10 protein-coding genes are annotated in these 16,358 nt (G+C 38.5%); 5 read left to right on the top strand and 5 right to left on the bottom strand.

Annotation, left to right across the window (positions count from 1 at the left end; all coding sequences use genetic code 11):
- The first annotated feature begins 16 nt into the window (after window positions 1-16).
- Genes AN34_RS15025 through AN34_RS15035 form a run of 3 tightly spaced genes read left to right on the top strand, consistent with a single transcriptional unit; the run spans window position 17 to window position 5,797 of the window.
- On the top strand, window positions 17-1,612 hold the full coding sequence (locus AN34_RS15025) for a SusD/RagB family nutrient-binding outer membrane lipoprotein (RefSeq protein WP_029286768.1): 1,596 nt from the start codon (window positions 17-19) through the stop codon (window positions 1,610-1,612).
- Window positions 1,613-1,667: 55 nt separating this feature from the next.
- Window positions 1,668-3,092: an alpha-L-fucosidase gene (locus AN34_RS15030; RefSeq protein ID WP_029286770.1), complete on the top strand. Its 1,425-nt coding sequence runs from the start codon at window positions 1,668-1,670 to the stop codon at window positions 3,090-3,092.
- Window positions 3,093-3,106: 14 nt separating this feature from the next.
- Entirely contained in the window at window positions 3,107-5,797 is a 2,691-nt protein-coding gene (locus AN34_RS15035; RefSeq protein ID WP_029286771.1) for a glycoside hydrolase family 3 N-terminal domain-containing protein, read from the top strand.
- 165 nt (window positions 5,798-5,962) lie between these two features.
- Here AN34_RS15035 and AN34_RS15040 read toward each other — a convergent pair whose 3' ends face one another.
- Window positions 5,963-7,048 carry an Ldh family oxidoreductase gene (locus tag AN34_RS15040; protein ID WP_029286773.1) on the bottom strand — a complete coding sequence of 362 codons (1,086 nt, stop codon included), beginning with the start codon at window positions 7,046-7,048 and terminating at the stop codon, window positions 5,963-5,965.
- 115 nt (window positions 7,049-7,163) lie between these two features.
- Complete coding sequence (gene bshC / locus AN34_RS15045) at window positions 7,164-8,786, bottom strand: bacillithiol biosynthesis cysteine-adding enzyme BshC (RefSeq protein WP_369818095.1); 1,623 nt, start codon at window positions 8,784-8,786, stop codon at window positions 7,164-7,166.
- A 175-nt stretch (window positions 8,787-8,961) separates the two neighbouring features.
- On the opposite strand from bshC, the gene AN34_RS15050 reads away from it, so the two are divergent.
- Window positions 8,962-11,733, top strand: a complete 2,772-nt coding sequence (locus tag AN34_RS15050; RefSeq protein ID WP_029286776.1) for a TonB-dependent receptor — start codon at window positions 8,962-8,964, stop codon at window positions 11,731-11,733.
- 186 nt (window positions 11,734-11,919) lie between these two features.
- Here AN34_RS15050 and AN34_RS15055 read toward each other — a convergent pair whose 3' ends face one another.
- The 3 genes from AN34_RS15055 to AN34_RS15065 form a co-directional block, all read right to left on the bottom strand.
- Window positions 11,920-13,845: a DEAD/DEAH box helicase gene (locus AN34_RS15055; protein ID WP_029286777.1), complete on the bottom strand. Its 1,926-nt coding sequence runs from the start codon at window positions 13,843-13,845 to the stop codon at window positions 11,920-11,922.
- A gap of 221 nt (window positions 13,846-14,066) precedes the next feature.
- Window positions 14,067-14,918, bottom strand: a complete 852-nt coding sequence (locus AN34_RS15060; RefSeq protein WP_082468425.1) for an alpha/beta hydrolase-fold protein — start codon at window positions 14,916-14,918, stop codon at window positions 14,067-14,069.
- Window positions 14,919-14,980: 62 nt separating this feature from the next.
- A complete protein-coding gene (locus AN34_RS15065; RefSeq protein ID WP_029286780.1) occupies window positions 14,981-15,436 on the bottom strand; it encodes a DUF4293 domain-containing protein in 456 nt (151 codons plus the stop codon).
- Window positions 15,437-15,599: 163 nt separating this feature from the next.
- On the opposite strand from AN34_RS15065, the gene truA reads away from it, so the two are divergent.
- Window positions 15,600-16,358: a tRNA pseudouridine(38-40) synthase TruA gene (gene truA, locus AN34_RS15070; protein WP_029286782.1), complete on the top strand. Its 759-nt coding sequence runs from the start codon at window positions 15,600-15,602 to the stop codon at window positions 16,356-16,358.

Genomic DNA, 16,358 nt, shown 5'->3' on the forward strand with positions numbered 1-16,358 from the left:
AGCTAATAAAAGAATTATGAAAAAGTTAATCATAAAAGCAAGCTGTCTTTTAATTGCAATAACCACAGTAGTTGGTTGCAAAAAGGAGCTTGATGAAAAATTTAATAATCAAGAGAAAGTTCTTGATGCCAATGTAGCAGGCTTGTTTACAGGTATGTTAAATAATGATAGAGTTGCTGCAAAATACTGGAATGTACGCACCTTTTTAACACAAATGCCAGGAGTATATGCACAAACTAGCTATATTGGTAATGGAAATACAATATACCAGCAAAATGAGGGTTACTCTCAACAATATTGGGATGATTTCTATAGCACTGGCGGTAATGGTAGTGGTCCCTTAGCACTTTTTAGGGCAATGGAAAGAAAGTTCAACAGTCTGTCTGCTACCGATCAGGCCAATCAAAAAGTTATTTTTCAAGCAGCTAAGGTCGTATTGATTGAACAAGCAGCAAAAATGGTTGATCTATGGGGTGATATTCCTTATTCCACTGCGGGTAGCTTAACATCAACCGATGTAATTGGCAATCCTAAATATGATGAACAAAAAGCATTGTATACATCCTTTATTGCTGATTTAGATGCATTAGGAACCTATTTTAATACTAATACTACTACTGCTGCATTTTCAAAATCTGATATTTTATTGAAAGGAAATATGAATATGTGGGCCCGTTATGCTAATTCTCTACGCTTAAGGTTATTAATGCGCATATCCAGAACAGATGAAACTACTGCAAAAACTGCAATTTTAGCCATGTTAGCTAATCAAAGCAATTATCCTTTAGTAGATGGTGGTAATATCGGAACTTATAATCCAGGCACTTCTGATATTTTGTTACAACCTTTAACCAATAGCACGAGTGATTTACATGATGCATTTTTTGAGGGAAGCTGGTATGCTACAGATTACGCTTTAAATACCGTGATGTTACCTGCCAATGATCCTCGCATCCCTGTTATCTACGATAAATTCGGACGTGGTTCTGGAACATCATTTGTGCAAAATGCTGAATATAAAGCTATGCCTATCACCTTTACTGCTGCACAACAAGAAGCTAGCTTTGCGGATTACTCTGTATTGGATTCTGCAACGTTTTTGTATAACCAAAAATTACCTGGAATCATCATTACTGCGTCTGAGGTGAATTTTATCAAAGCTGAAGCTTTTGAAAGGTGGGGAAGTTCTACAGATGCAAAAACGGCGTATGATAATGCATTAAGGCAATCGGTAACTTTCTATCATTACTTAAACAATTTAAACCAAGGTGGTGGCTTCAAAAATGTAGCTGCTCCTGCAACTTCAGTTATAGATACCTGGGTTAATTCATCAACGGCTACTTATACAGGTTCGTCAGCTGCAAAACTTACTCAGATTTACACCCAAAAATGGTTACACTATGGTGTATTACAATCAACGGAAGCATGGTCTGAATATAGACGGACGGGTTTCCCTGTATTAACATTTCCAACAACAGGAAAGTTATCCGGATTTGATACACCTCCAACAAGATTAATTTATCCTGCGAAGGAAAAAACACTTAATAGTGAAAATTATCAGGCAGTAGCTTCAAAAGATACCCGGAAAACCAAAATATTCTGGATGCCTTAGTTAAATGATTCACTAATCCCAGTCACTAAAATGGCTGGGATTTTTATATTTACACATGAATAAAAAATTACTTTTAGTTCTTGCTTTCGGGTTTTGTGCCAATCTTCTTTATGCCCAACGCAATGATATTGTAAAAGAATCTACCACTTATGAATGGCCTAAAGATCCATTGGTAAAAGAAAAGCTGGATCACTGGCAAGATAAAAAGTTCGGTATGATTATACACTGGGGTTTGTACGCCATTCCGGGAATTATCGAATCCTGGTCCATTTGCTCTGAAGACTGGATTGAAAGAGACACCACCATTTCTTATGAAGATTACAAAAAGGCTTACTGGGATTACAGCAAGCAATTTAATCCTACCAAATTTAATCCAGAACAATGGTCGGCGGCTGGCAAGGCGGCAGGGATGAAATACCTGGTTTTTACCACCAAGCACCATGATGGTTTCGCCATGTTTGATACCAAACAAAGTGACTTTAGTATTGCCAAAGGTCCTTTTGCCAATAACCCCAAAGCCGATGTAGCGAAATATGTTTTTGATGCCTTTAGAAAAGATGGCTTTATGATCGGTGCCTACTTTTCTAAACCAGACTGGCACTCGCAATATTACTGGTGGCAAAAATATGCTACGTCAGATCGAAATAATAATTACGATATCAAGAAATACCCATGGCGCTGGAATATGTTCAAAAAATTCACTTATAACCAGATCGGTGAATTAATGAATAACTATGGAGGTATTGATATTCTTTGGCTGGATGGTGGCTGGGTTCGCCCGCTGGAAACGGTAAATGAGGAAGTGCTTTCCTGGGGTGCACCAATTCCTAAATGGAGCCAGGATATTGATATGCCGAAAATAGCCACTATGGCGAGAAAAGCACAGCCAGGCTTGCTAATGGTAGACCGAACGGTTCATGGACCTTATGAAAACTATCAGACACCTGAACAAAAAATTCCGGATACACAATTGGATCATCCTTGGGAAAGTTGTATGACCTTGGGTGGTGCCTGGGGTTTTGTACCGGGCGATCAATATAAACCAGCTGCCGAAGTGGTACATAAATTGGTGGAAATTGTAGCTAAAGGAGGTAGTCTGCTTCTGGGGATAGGTCCGAAACCCGATGGAACATTACCAAATGAAGTCACTCAAAAATTAAGTGAAATCGGGAAATGGACTTCCAAAAATGGTCAGGCCATTTACAATACCCGAATCACCAAAAACTATCATGACGGACAAACCTGGTTTACTCAAAGCAAGGATGCGAAAAAGCGTTTTGCCATTTATTGTGTTAAAGCAGATGAGGCTGATCCAAGTGTAATAAAATGGCATAATAATACACCCAAAAAAGGTTCTGATATTCTTCTTTTATCGACAGGTAAAAAAGTGAAATGGCAAAATGTAGGTGGCGAAATCATTTTATCATTACCGAAGCTTGAAAAAAGTGCAGCACTGGCTTTTGAATTTATTCCGCAGTAAACAATTATCATCCCATGAGATTAAAAACAATCATTTGTGGCGCGGTGATAAGCGTTCAGGCATTTACCATCCAAACCACATTTGCACAACATAAACCTGCTTTAAAAAGTGCAAAGCAGATGATTTATAAAAATCCCCGTGCTAAAATTGACGATCGGGTAAAAGATCTGATGGCCAGAATGACCCCCGAAGAGAAATTTTGGCAATTGTTTATGATTCCGGGAGATGTAACTGCAGAAAACAAGGAATTATTTAAGCACGGTATTTTTGGTTTGCAAGTAAGCGCAGCTGCTCAGGGTACTGGAAATGCACAGCAAATGTTGACCTATAATACCACTGAAGATGCCCTTTCTTTGGCCCGTAAAATAAACAAAACTCAAAAATATTTCATAGAAGAAACCCGTTTGGGGATTCCGATTATCCCATTTGATGAAGCTTTACATGGCTTGGTTAGGCAAGGTGCAACAGCTTTTCCGCAATCCATTGGTTTAGCTGCAACTTTCGATACTACATTGATGGCACGTATAGGGAATGCCATTGCAGTAGAAGCAAGGGTTAGGGGCTTACGTGATTTGCTGGCGCCAGTAATAAATATCGCTACAGATGTGAGATGGGGCAGGGTGGAAGAAACTTATGGTGAAGATCCGTATCTCACTACAGTAATGGGGCACGCATTTATGCATGCCATTGAGGCAAACAATATCATTGTTACACCCAAACATTTTATTGCCAATGTGGGTGATGGCGGCAGGGACAGTTATCCAATAGAATGGGATAAACACTATCTTGAAGAAATCCATTTTCCGCCATTTAAAGATGCAGTAAAGAATATAGGCATACGTTCCTTAATGACTTCCTATAACAGTGTTTATGGGGTACCAGCAACTGCAAATCCATGGTTATTGACACAAAAGCTGAAAAACCAATGGGGCTTTAAAGGCTTTGTGATTTCTGATGCCGGAGCTGTAGGTGGTGCCAATGTATTGCATTTCACCGCAAAAAATTATCATGATGCCACTGCCCAGGCCATCAATGCAGGGTTGGATGTGATCTTCCAGGTGGATTATCAGCACTATAAATTGTTTTTGCCAGCATTTCTGAACGGAAGTATCCCCCAATCCAGAATTGATGATGCTCTTGCACGGGTATTAAAGGCGAAATTTGAATTGGGTTTATTTGAACATCCATATGTAGATGAAAAGAAGGCTGAACAGTCATTATTAGATGATACGCACCGCCAACTGGCTAAAGAGGCTGCTTTAAAATCATTTGTATTGTTAAAAAATGATCATCAGGTTTTGCCTTTAACTCATGGGAAGAAAATTCTGGTGCTTGGTGAAGATGCGACTGAAGCCAGGCTAGGTGGTTACAGTGGTTCTGGAAATAAGAAAGTAAGCATTCTTCAAGGTATAAAAGATATAGCAGGTGCAAATGATCAAATCAGTTACCTGAAAGGGAGTAGCAGAGCATTAAATGATCATGTTGTAGTTGATAGCATGTTCCTTTCTTCAATGGATGGTAAGGAGCTGGCGGGTTCTTATTTCAAGGGGATTAATCTTACAGGAACTCCTGCTAAAATTAAAAGAGATCAGGTGATTGATTTCAGCTGGACTTTATACCCTCCGGATGCAGCACTTCCATTAGATGATTATTCCGTGCGTTGGGAAGGTAAAATTACCTCACCAACAAATGCTGATCTTAACATTGGCCTGGAAGGAAATGACGGTTTCAAATTGTTTTTAGATGGTAAGCTGGTTATTGATCAATGGGATAAGCGATCATATCATCTGCAAACGGTTCCATTTCACTTTGAGAAAAATAGGGCCTATGATATTAAAGTCGAATTTTTTGAAGCCAAGGGGAATGGAAAGGTGAAATTGGTTTGGGATTATGGTATTCAAAAATCTGATGAGCTTGAAAAAGCTGTAAAAGCAGCTAAATCAAGTGATGTAATCGTGATCGTGGCAGGAATAAAAGAAGGTGAATTTTTGGATCGGGCCATGCTTAATCTGCCCGGCAACCAGGAAGAATTGATTCATGAACTGGCTCAAATAGGTAAGCCAATGGTGGTGGTTCTAACGGGTGGCAGCGCCATTAATATGCAAAACTGGTACCACAATGTATCTGCCATTCTGAATGTCTGGTATCCAGGAGAAGCTGGTGGAACTGCTGTTGCCGAAACACTTTTCGGAAAGTCCAATCCATCAGGAAAACTACCCATTACGTATCCGGTTCATGAAGCACAACTGCCTTTGGTGTATAACCATAAACCTACCGGCCGTGGCGATGATTACAATAATTTAAGTGGTGAGCCTATATTTCCCTTTGGATACGGCCTAAGTTATACACAATTCAGTTACAGTAACCTTAAAATTGATCGCAAAAATATTTCGAAAAATGAAACTGCCCGGGTAAGTTTCGAACTAAAAAACACTGGTAATTATGATGGAGATGAAGTGGTGCAATTATATATGCGACCATTGCTAAGTGATTTAGCTCAGCCTGTTTTGGCATTGAGGGCTTTTGAAAGAGTGCACTTAAAAGTGGGTGAAAGCAAAGTAGTTTCTTTTAAGGTAGATCAAGAAGTGCTTCAAACTTTAAACACTGAAAATGTTTGGCGTGTGGCTTCAGGCGAATACCGGATCATGATTGGTTCATCCAGCAAAGCGCTTTATTTGAAGGAGAATATTGCTGTAAAGCCTTAATGATGAATACGTATGCTAAGCTAGAGGAGAATCGATATTGCTTCAGCAGATTTTCTTCTGCTGAAGCAATCCTTTATAGATTTCGCAAAGTAGATTATCCTAAGTATGCGCCCAATTTAGTGTTCTTTGCATTTTATCTTTGCGTCCTTTGCAGTTCAATGAGGATTAATCTAACCCTTCAATTCCTAATTTAATTGCCAGCTCGTTTAAATCTTTAACCACTACGTCAATTAAAGGAATACCACTAACTTTTCTTTCTAATTCGAATTCATGCTCAGGTTCACCTGGAATAATTACTTTTTTATCAGGATCAATGGTTTCAGCACTCTTGAAGCGTTCGATCCAGTTATCCAAATGATTTTTAAAATCAGCAGCCGGACGAAAGCCATCTACCCGCATTGCCCCTAGAAAATGTCCGAGGCCCTCACCAACCGGATTTGCCGATGGTTCTAAGAAAGCTACAAAAGGGGGTACCCATGGACCGTAATTAGCACCCGAAAGCACAGCAGATAAAATATCAACAGTAGCACTCAGTCCGTAACCTTTATGGCTTCCATGATCTTTATCACTACCCAGAGGTAAAAGCGAACCACCACTTTTTAATTCATTTGGATTGGTAGAATTTTCTCCGTTTTTATCTTGCACCCAGCCATCAGGAATAGTTTTGTTTGCTCTTTGGGCAATTTCGAGTTTCCCATTCGCTGCTGCTGCGGTGGCCATATCTACAATAACGGGAGGATATTGGCCTGCCGGGAAAGCATAACACATGGGGTTAGTGCCCAATAACCTTTCGTTTGAATAAGTGGGCGCCACCAAGGGACTTGCATTTGTCATGCTGATGCCGATCATATCTTTTTCAACCGCCATTAAAGCATGATAACCTGCAATACCAAAGTGATTGGAGTTTTTTACAGATACCCAACCACTACCATATTTTTCAGCCTTTTCTATCGCTACTTGCATAGCAAAGGGTGCCACCACCAAACCTAAACCTGCATCGCCATCAATGGTAGCCGTTGTTGGTGTTTCATGAACAATTTTGATATCAGGTGTAGCATTGATTCTATTTTTCTCCCATAAACGTACATAGCCACTTAATCTGGCCACGCCATGCGAATCTATTCCACGTAAATCTGAACGGATTAATACATCTGTAGCTAAAGTAGCATGTTCATCAGAACAGCCCATTCTTTTAAAAACGCTATAGGTAAAAGTTCGGAGTTTGGTTTCGGTAAAGGTGATGAAGTTCATTTTTAGTAGCAAGTATTATGTAGCAAGTAGCAAGTATTAAGTATCAAGTAGCAAGTATCAAGATAGTTTTATTGAGTACTTTGGCTTTCGTCTTTTAGCTTTACGCTTTAATTTTTTAAGGCAATAGCAAAGTAAAATCTCCGCCCAATGGTTCAAAATTCTCAATGCAGGTTGAAAGAAAATCTTCGCCATAGTTTACATACATGGACGCAATGTTTAAAGTTCTTTCCTGCATGGTTCCATTTGGAAAAAGTCTTTTCTTAACGTTTTCAATTTGAATTAAAGCCATTTCATGCTTGCGCTTTTCAGCCCTGAATAATTTCTTTTCCAGGTTGGCCAGTAAATGGTTGCTTTTCTGCTTTGCTGTATCTGCAGAAACGGAGAGTGTTTTATCAATTTTATAAGCATTCAGTTTGATCTGATCAAAAATGCTGTTAATGGCCCGGGTTTCATCTGCTAAACTTAATTGAGCGGTGGTATTTTTCTTAACCCACTCATTTTTTAATTCTTCAACTGGCAGAAAGATATCTTCCAGTGAAAAACCTAATTTATATAAGTTTTCTGCACTTCTTTTATCAATTAATAAGGCTGAGTTACGCAGTAATAGTACCGGGAAATCAACTTTATAATAATCAAAATTAGCCTTTAACTGCATCCAGTAAGCCACTTCAGCACCCCCGCCAATGTAGGCTATGTTCGGCAGGATAACTTCTTCATACATCGGGCGCATCACCACATTCGGACTAAAACGTTCCGGATGGGCATCAATTTCAGCTTTAAGTGCTTCTTCAGTAAAACTGATTTTAGTATTTTTAACTAGATATGTACCTTTTTCAAAAATTAAACGCTCACGTAAGTCATCCTTTAGGTAGAAAAAATTAATATCACGACCATTCACCTGCGTTTTATAGCCAAGATCTTCCAATGCTTTTGAACTACTGTCAATATTTTTTGCGCTGTTTTGTGCTGTAATATCAGCGGTGATGATAGGTTTAAATAGGTTTTTCAGAGCAGCATCATCTGCATTAATAATGACCAACCCATATTTTTCAAACAGTTTGTTTACCAGATAACGTGTAGCATCGGCCAGATTATCATGTTCCAGATAAGCCTTTTCAACTAATCTGGCAATGTGTTTGCCATTTTTCGAAATACCAAGATATCCTTTGTAAGCGGTAACAGCAGCAGCAACAGTTTTGGTACTCAATCTGCCTGTAGCGCCATTGGTATTCTGGATCCAGCTAATGTTTTTTTCATCAACGCTAACATGGTTAATTTCTTCAAAGTCATGATCTTCTGTCGCCATCCAATAAACCGGAACGAAGTTTTTTTCAGGATGTGCCATCTTTAGCTCGATGGCCAGGTTGATGGCTGTTACAATTTTGTAGATGAAATAAAGCGGGCCGGTAAACAAGTTTAACTGGTGACCAGTGGTTACCGTAAAAGTATTTTCATTGGCCAGCAGTTCAATATTTTTGGATACCGATTGATTTGTCTTTAAGTTTTGATATTGCGATTTTAAAACATCAACCAGGATATTTCGATCACCTAAAAAATTGCGCTTCTTAATGGCTTCGGCTAAACCATCCATATCAGGGCGGTAACTATAAAAGGCTTTGAGTGCTTCTTTGTTATTGATATAATCCAAAACCAGTTTCGAAAATGAACCGGTTTCCTGATAGGAGATATATTTTGCCTGCATAATTAAGCGAAAGTACTGCAATTTAGGGATATTCATAAAGACAAACCACTATTTTACAATTGTTAAATAATTTAAACTCAATTACACTAATACTTGCATTCTACACTAGCAAAGAGAGATTATTGATTTCGTAACTAAAAAGTTAATCTCTATCAGATTAATAGACTATGTATGTAAATTCATACCTTTGTCTCAACTAAAAATTATAAGTATGCATAAGAAACTCTACTTCATTATTATCTTTATCGGTTTATCATTCAGTTCACAAGCGCAGATCATTACCGGAACCGTGCGAGATTCTCTTCAAACCATTATAGGAGCAACCATAACCGTAAGTGGAAAAGGTTTAAAAGCAGGAACCAACGCCCAGGGAATTTATCAGATACAATTACCTGCCGGCGGTACATTTACCTTATCAGCTAGTTATCTCGGTTATCAAACACAGCAAAAGCAGGTTACCGTAGCTGCAGGCGAAACGAAACAGCTTAACTTTACATTGGTTGAAAATAAGAATGAGCTTGATGGAATTGTGGTCATTGGTTCAAGAAGTGCGCCGCGTTCTCAACTGGAAACCGCTGTTCCGGTAGATTTAGTGGATGTGCAAAAAGTGGCACAAAATTCACCACAGGTTTCGTTAGCACAGATTTTAAACTATGTTGCGCCTTCGTTTACTTCTAATGTTGTGAGTTTAACCGATGGAACAGATCACATAGATCCGGCATCATTACGTGGTTTGGGTCCGGATCAGGTATTGGTGTTAATTAATGGTAAAAGAAGGCACACCACCTCATTAATCAATATTAATGGAAGTTTAGGTAAAGGATCTGTAGGTACAGATTTAAACGCCATTCCAACCGCTGCCATTAGCAGAATAGAAGTGTTGCGAGACGGCGCTGCTGCTCAATATGGATCTGATGCGATTGCCGGGGTGATTAATATTATTTTGAAAGAAGATGTAAATAAACTTTCTGCAAGCATTACTGCCGGAGGCTTTGCCGGAAAACATTCTGATGGATTAGATGGAGAAACAGCGCAGGCCAACGTAAATTATGGTGTGAAGTTGAATGATAAGGGTGGTTTTTTAAATTTATCGGGTTCTTTTGATTATCGTGATTATGCATCCAGAACAACACCATATCGCGGCGTAATTTTTACAGATTATAATAATTCGTCTTTATATCCAACTCCAACCGGTGTAGATATTACTGATGCCGAACTGGCCAGGAGAGGCCTTACAAGAGGTGATTTCGTTCCGAATATTGGTCAGAGCAAAAATCGTGGGGGAGCACTGTTTTTAAATTCTGTAATTCCGTTGGCCGATCATGCTGAAATTTATGCTTTTGGAGGGTTAAACTTTCGTAATGGTACATCAACAGCTTTTTATAGAACACCTCGCCAGTTAACACAAACCAATGCAACTATCTATCCAAATGGATTTTTGCCGCAAATTGTTACTGATAATAATGATCAGTCATTATCTGTAGGGATTCGTGGTAAATTAGGCGAATGGAAAACTGACTTTAGTAATACCTATGGGCGCAACCAGATTAACTTTACCACCGCCAATACCTTAAATGCATCTATGCTTACCTCATCACCAACTTCTTTTGATGATGGCGGTTATGATTTTATTCAAAATACCACGAATCTGGATTTTTCCCGTTTTTTTGAAAATACCTTGAGTGGTATTAACGTGGCTTTTGGGGCAGAGCACCGCTATGAAAATTATAAAATTATTGCGGGTGAAGAGGCATCTTATGCAAATTATGGTAATGCCATTAATGTAGGTACAACCGCAAACCCTATTTTAATTCCTAATTTAAAAGGTAATATTTCTACCAGATTTGCACCGAACGGAGCCGCTTATGTAGGTGGTGCGCAAGGCTTTGGTGGTTTTAGTCCGGATAATGCCATTAATGTAGGCCGGTCATCAGTTGCAGCATACGGCGATGTAGAGGTTAATTTTACAGATAAACTTTTATTGGATGGAGCATTACGGTTTGAAAATTATTCAGACTTCGGATCGACACTTAACTTTAAGTTGGCAGGCCGCTATAAGTTTTCTGACAAATTTGTTTTGCGTGGTGCTGCAAGTACAGGTTTTAGAGCACCCTCTTTGCAACAACGTTATTTCAATGCTACATCAACCGTATTTATTGACGGTAATTTTGTAGAATCAGGTACTTTCTCTAATGATAGCAGGGTAGCACAGTTATTGGGTATTCCGAAATTGAAAGAAGAAACTTCTAAGAGTTTCAGTGCTGGTTTTACTTCTAATTTGGGTAAAGTTAAAATTACGGTTGATGGTTATTTAGTGAGAATTGATGACCGTGTGATTTACACTGGCCAGTTTAGTGGAAGTAATGCAGCTAATGCATCTGCTCAGGATAGAGAAATTTATACCCTCTTACGCCAGGCGAATGCCAGTACTGCCCGGTTCTTTGCTAATGCCGTAAATACTGAAACTAAAGGCATTGATGCTGTAATTTCATATTCTACTGGCTTAGGTAAAGGAACTTTAAGAACTGATTTAGCGGGAACAATTTCTAAAACTTCATTGGTAGGTGGCATCAATACATCTCCACTTTTGGCAGGTAAAGAAAGTATATATCTGGATGAGGCAAGTGTAATTTTATTAACTAAAGTGGTACCCAGGTTAAAAGGTAACTTAACTTTTGATTATACCCTGGATAAGTTTAACGTGTTTTTACGTAATGTTTATTTTGGCAAAGTATCGCAACCTACTAACGTGATTGCTAACCGACAAGAATTACCCGGACGTGTAATTACGGATTTAGGTTTAGGTTACAACTTAACCAAAACTTTAAAATTAACTGTGGGCGCCAACAACATTTTCGACGTTTACCCAGCAGAGCTTTTACCAGGGAGCCAAGGTACATCAGGGATTTTGTATCCCAATCAGGCACCGCAATTTGGTTTCTTAGGGAGATATGTATTTACCAGATTGAACCTGAATTTCTAGGTCAATTGATTTTTTTTATTCTGCGTCCTGCTGAATTCATTTCAGCATCTATTCTGATAATTAAATAGATTCTAAATCAAGAAGGATTTTTTACTATGCATCTTGCTGAATTCATTTCAAAAACTCACAATAAAAAAGCCGTTCCGATTTAATCGGAACGGCTTGTAAAATATTTGGTTTAGTGATCTACCATTTTTTTCTGCGTTCGCCGCTTCCACCTTCACGATTTCCACCTTCTCTGCGTCCGCTACCACCAGTGTTTCCACCTTTTTCATCACGGCTACGACCAGAGAAATCTCTGAAACCGCCACCGCTTGTTCCACCTTCACGACTTCCGCCTTCGCGTCTGCCACTACCGCCAGAACTTCTGCGCTCACCGCCGCCATTTCCACCACGGTAACCACCGCCACCGCCGCTTCTGCGTTCGCCACCGAAACCACCGCTACGTCTTTCACCGCCACCGCGTCTTTCGCCACCGCCTTCACGACCACCATCTCCGCTTTTTTCAATACGAACCTGGCGACCATTAAATTCAACAGATTTAAAACCTTCGAATACGGTATCAGCTACAGCATCTTCTACTTCAAAGAAAGAGAAAACACCTTTTAAATCAATTTTACCAACGCTTTTGCCACCAATTTTTCCGTTGTTACAGATAAATGATAACATGTCGCCACGGGTAAATTCATCTACAGAACCTAAGTTAATGAATAAACGGGTATAGCCTTCGCTACCACGTCCGCGTCCGCCACGTTCACCTCTTTCTCCACGATCATCACCAGCTGCAGCATTCAAATCTGGTGCTTTAGCATAATAATCCAAGAAACGATTAAACTCTAATGAAGCAAAACGTTTGATCACTTCTTCTTTAGAAAGTTCAGCAAATTCATCCATGATACGAGGAATGTACTGATCAATCTGTTCTACGTTAACCTCTACGTTATGTACTTTATGTACTAAAGAGAATAATTGTTTTTCACAAACATCAAATCCTGTAGGAAGTTCAGCTTTAGTAAATTGTTTACCAATAATGCGTTCCAGCTGACGGATTTTTCCAATTTCTTTAGAGTTGATGATACAGATTGAAATACCAGTTTTACCAGCACGACCAGTACGGCCAGAACGGTGGGTATAACTTTCAATTTCATCAGGTAAAGAATAGTTAATTACGTGAGTTACATTATTTACATCGATACCACGGGCAGCAACATCTGTAGCAATTAATAATTGCATGTTACGCTCACGGAAACGTTGCATTACTTTATCACGTTGTTGTTGCGATAAATCGCCGTGTAAAGCATCAGCATTGTAGCCATCTTTAATTAAGTGCTCTGCAACGTCTTGTGTATCCAGTTTGGTTTTACAAAATACTACTGCAAAAATTTCAGGGTTGAAATCTACAATACGTTTTAAGGCTGCGTATTTATCTCTGGCACGAACAATATAATATTCGTGTTCGATGTTTACGTTACCTGTGTTTTTGGTGCCCATGGTTAATTCAACAGGCTCGTTCATGTATTTTTTAGCAATACGGCGAACTTCTGCCGGCATGGTAGCCGAGAATAACCAGGTTTTTTTGTCATCAGGTGTAGTTGATAAAATGTCGTTAATGTCATCTTGGAAACCCATGTTTAACATTTCGTCAGCTTCATCAAGCACAACATATTTAACTGAAGAAAAATCAATGGCTTTACGGCCAATAATATCCAACATACGGCCGGGCGTGGCCACTACGATTTGAACGCCTTGGCGTATTTCGCGTAGTTGTTGCATAATGTTCGCGCCACCGTAAACGGCAACAACGTGGGCATTAGCAACGTTTTTAGAAAAGTTTTTAAGGTCGTTAGCGATCTGCAAGCATAATTCACGGGTAGGGCATAAAATTAATGCCTGTGGTTTATTAACTTTAAAATCGATTAGTTCTAACAGCGGCAAACCAAATGCGGCTGTTTTTCCTGTTCCTGTTTGGGCCAAACCAACAAAATCATTAGTGCCTTCTAACAGTACAGGAATACTTTGCTCCTGAATAGGCGTTGGAGTTTCAAATCCAAGGTCCTTTACGGCATTAACGACGTCATCACTTATCCCCAATAATTGAAATGGGTTTGTCATTCGTCTTTTATTTTTAATTGAGCCGCAAAGGTAAGGTTAATATTTCGTATTTCACAGATAATCAAGTAAATAGTTTTTTAAGCTAAATATTTGAAAATTAGGAAGAAACGAAAGATGTAAAAGTCGAAACGGCAAGTGATTGATTTTTTCAAACCTATAATGTTTCAAAAACCTTGTAGGTTTATTCTCGCGAATTTAATAATTGGTAATTAACTCAACTATTAACGGTGATGACTAAATAACCACATCGGGAGCTCCATATTTAAAATGGCTGGAGCAAATATATCATTATGTGATAGCTTATCGAACTCCCAAAATCTGGTTTTGTTGCCATTTAATTCTTTAAAAAATTGCGCATCACTGTCGAAAGGATTTTCCATATCCATATTTCCATGAATCAGCCAAATGGGTATGTTTGCCAGTTCATTAATACGATCAAATTGTGGTATGCCAGAAATGCTGATGCCTGCAGCAAATAAATCAGGTTTTAAAGATAAAGCGTTGATCACAGAAGAAGCACCCATTGAAAACCCGATGACATAGATTCTTTTTTGATCAATATTTAACGTGTTTTTTAAACTATCGATCAATTGTATTGCGGTTTGCAAACAGGGTTGTGGTACTGAAGTTAAGACATTTCTATTTTGATCAAGCGTATAATTTGATGATCTGGCAGGAAATTGTGGTGCTAAAATAAAAGCAGGGTACTTAGCCTGTATTTCATTCATGGCGAATAATTTAGCCAAAATTCCCAGCTGACTGTTGTTATCATTTCCAATGGCATTTGAGCCATGAAAATAAACCACTAGCGGAAGGTTCTTCTTAATGTTGGAGCCTTCAGGTTTAAATAAGCGATAAACAATTGATGTGTCGGTATTACCTTTAAAAGTGCCCTTTGAAAAATAGCTGGCATTAAACCCTTTTATTTCAGCTATTCTTTTCTTAAGATAAGCGGAATCAGTGCTTTTGGATACAATGGTCTTTCCGAAAGTATGAACACGTTTGCTACATGATAACATTCCACAAAACAAAACTAATGACAGGATATAAGTTATAGGTCTTGTATTCGGCATGCAGGAAATTATTTTAGTGGTTTCAAGCAGAATGTTTAATGTAGCTACTGATGAGGTTAGGATTATCTTAACCTTTCAGCTGAGCGAATCAAACGTTCATCCTTATTAATACCAAAAATGGCCAAAACAAGAAACAAAATGGCTACGGCAGGTAAATATGCTCCCGCTCCAAAATGTGCACCTTCTATGCCGCCAGGTAATTGTTTCGCATAAACACTACACCAAAAGGCAAAACCAATAATTAATAAGATCGAAACAATCGTAAAACGTTTTTGAAAACTACGGTTTCTAAAATTAAAAATGTTAATGAAACAGATTATGGCTAACGCAATATTTGCGATTAATAAAGGCAAGTTCATATTAGTTTTGCCAAATGCAGTCACTTTTGTACCGAAGGTATAAATTGATTGTTCTAAACCTGTATTTCCTAATTTTGAGGTTGCAAAAGGAAATAAGAGCATTAATATGAGAGCCAATGCTGCTAAAAACAGCCAGATTGATTGTATTCTTTGTATCATGTTAATTTAAACTATTTTGGGCAAATTTAACTTTTTTATTGGTAGGATAAAAAAGATCTCAAACATGAAACATCTGTTTATTGTTTCACCAACCACCTAACCACCCTAAGCTCTTCACTAATCCCTTTGCCCTTTGCTACCTAAAACGTATTTTTGCAGCACTTTGAATAAGAAAAGGTATTTTATACAAATTGCATATGATGGCAGCTTATACCATGGCTGGCAAATTCAACCCAATGCAATCACTGTTCAGGAACTATTGGATAAGGCACTTTCAACTGTTTTTAGACAAGCTGTTGAAACCTTAGGCTGTGGAAGAACGGATACAGGTGTACACGCAAAAGATTTTTATGCACATTTTGATCTTGAAAATCTGGAAGAAAACAAAGTGTTAAACTCAATTTCAGGTATCAATGCACTTTTACCCTATCAAATCGCGGCAAAACAGATTATTCCTGTTCATCATGATGCACACGCCCGTTTTGATGCCACTTACCGTGCTTATCAATATTTTATTCATTTTGAAAAAGACCCCTTTAAACTAAACAGGTCATGGTTAATTAAAGATCAATTGGATATATTGGCAATGAATGATGCTGCAGCGTTATTGTTTGATTATACTGATTTTTCTTGTTTTAGTAAATCTAATACCCAAACATTCACCAATAATTGTAAAATTGTTCAAGCGTTTTTTGCTAAGATAGATGGTGGTTTGGTGTTTACCATTCAAGCCGATCGTTTTTTGCGGAACATGGTAAGGGCAATTATGGGCACACTGGTAAGAATTGGGAAAAATGAAATTAAACTAGCCGATTTTAAAGCAATTATTGAAAGTAAAAATCGTAGCAACGCCGGGCAATCCGTACCTGCCTGCGGTTTGTATTTAGTGAAAATAGAATATCCGTATATAAAAAATGTTTGA

The organism is Pedobacter sp. R20-19 (assembly GCF_000708265.2).
In the GTDB taxonomy this organism is placed as follows: Bacteria; Bacteroidota; Bacteroidia; order Sphingobacteriales; family Sphingobacteriaceae; genus Pedobacter.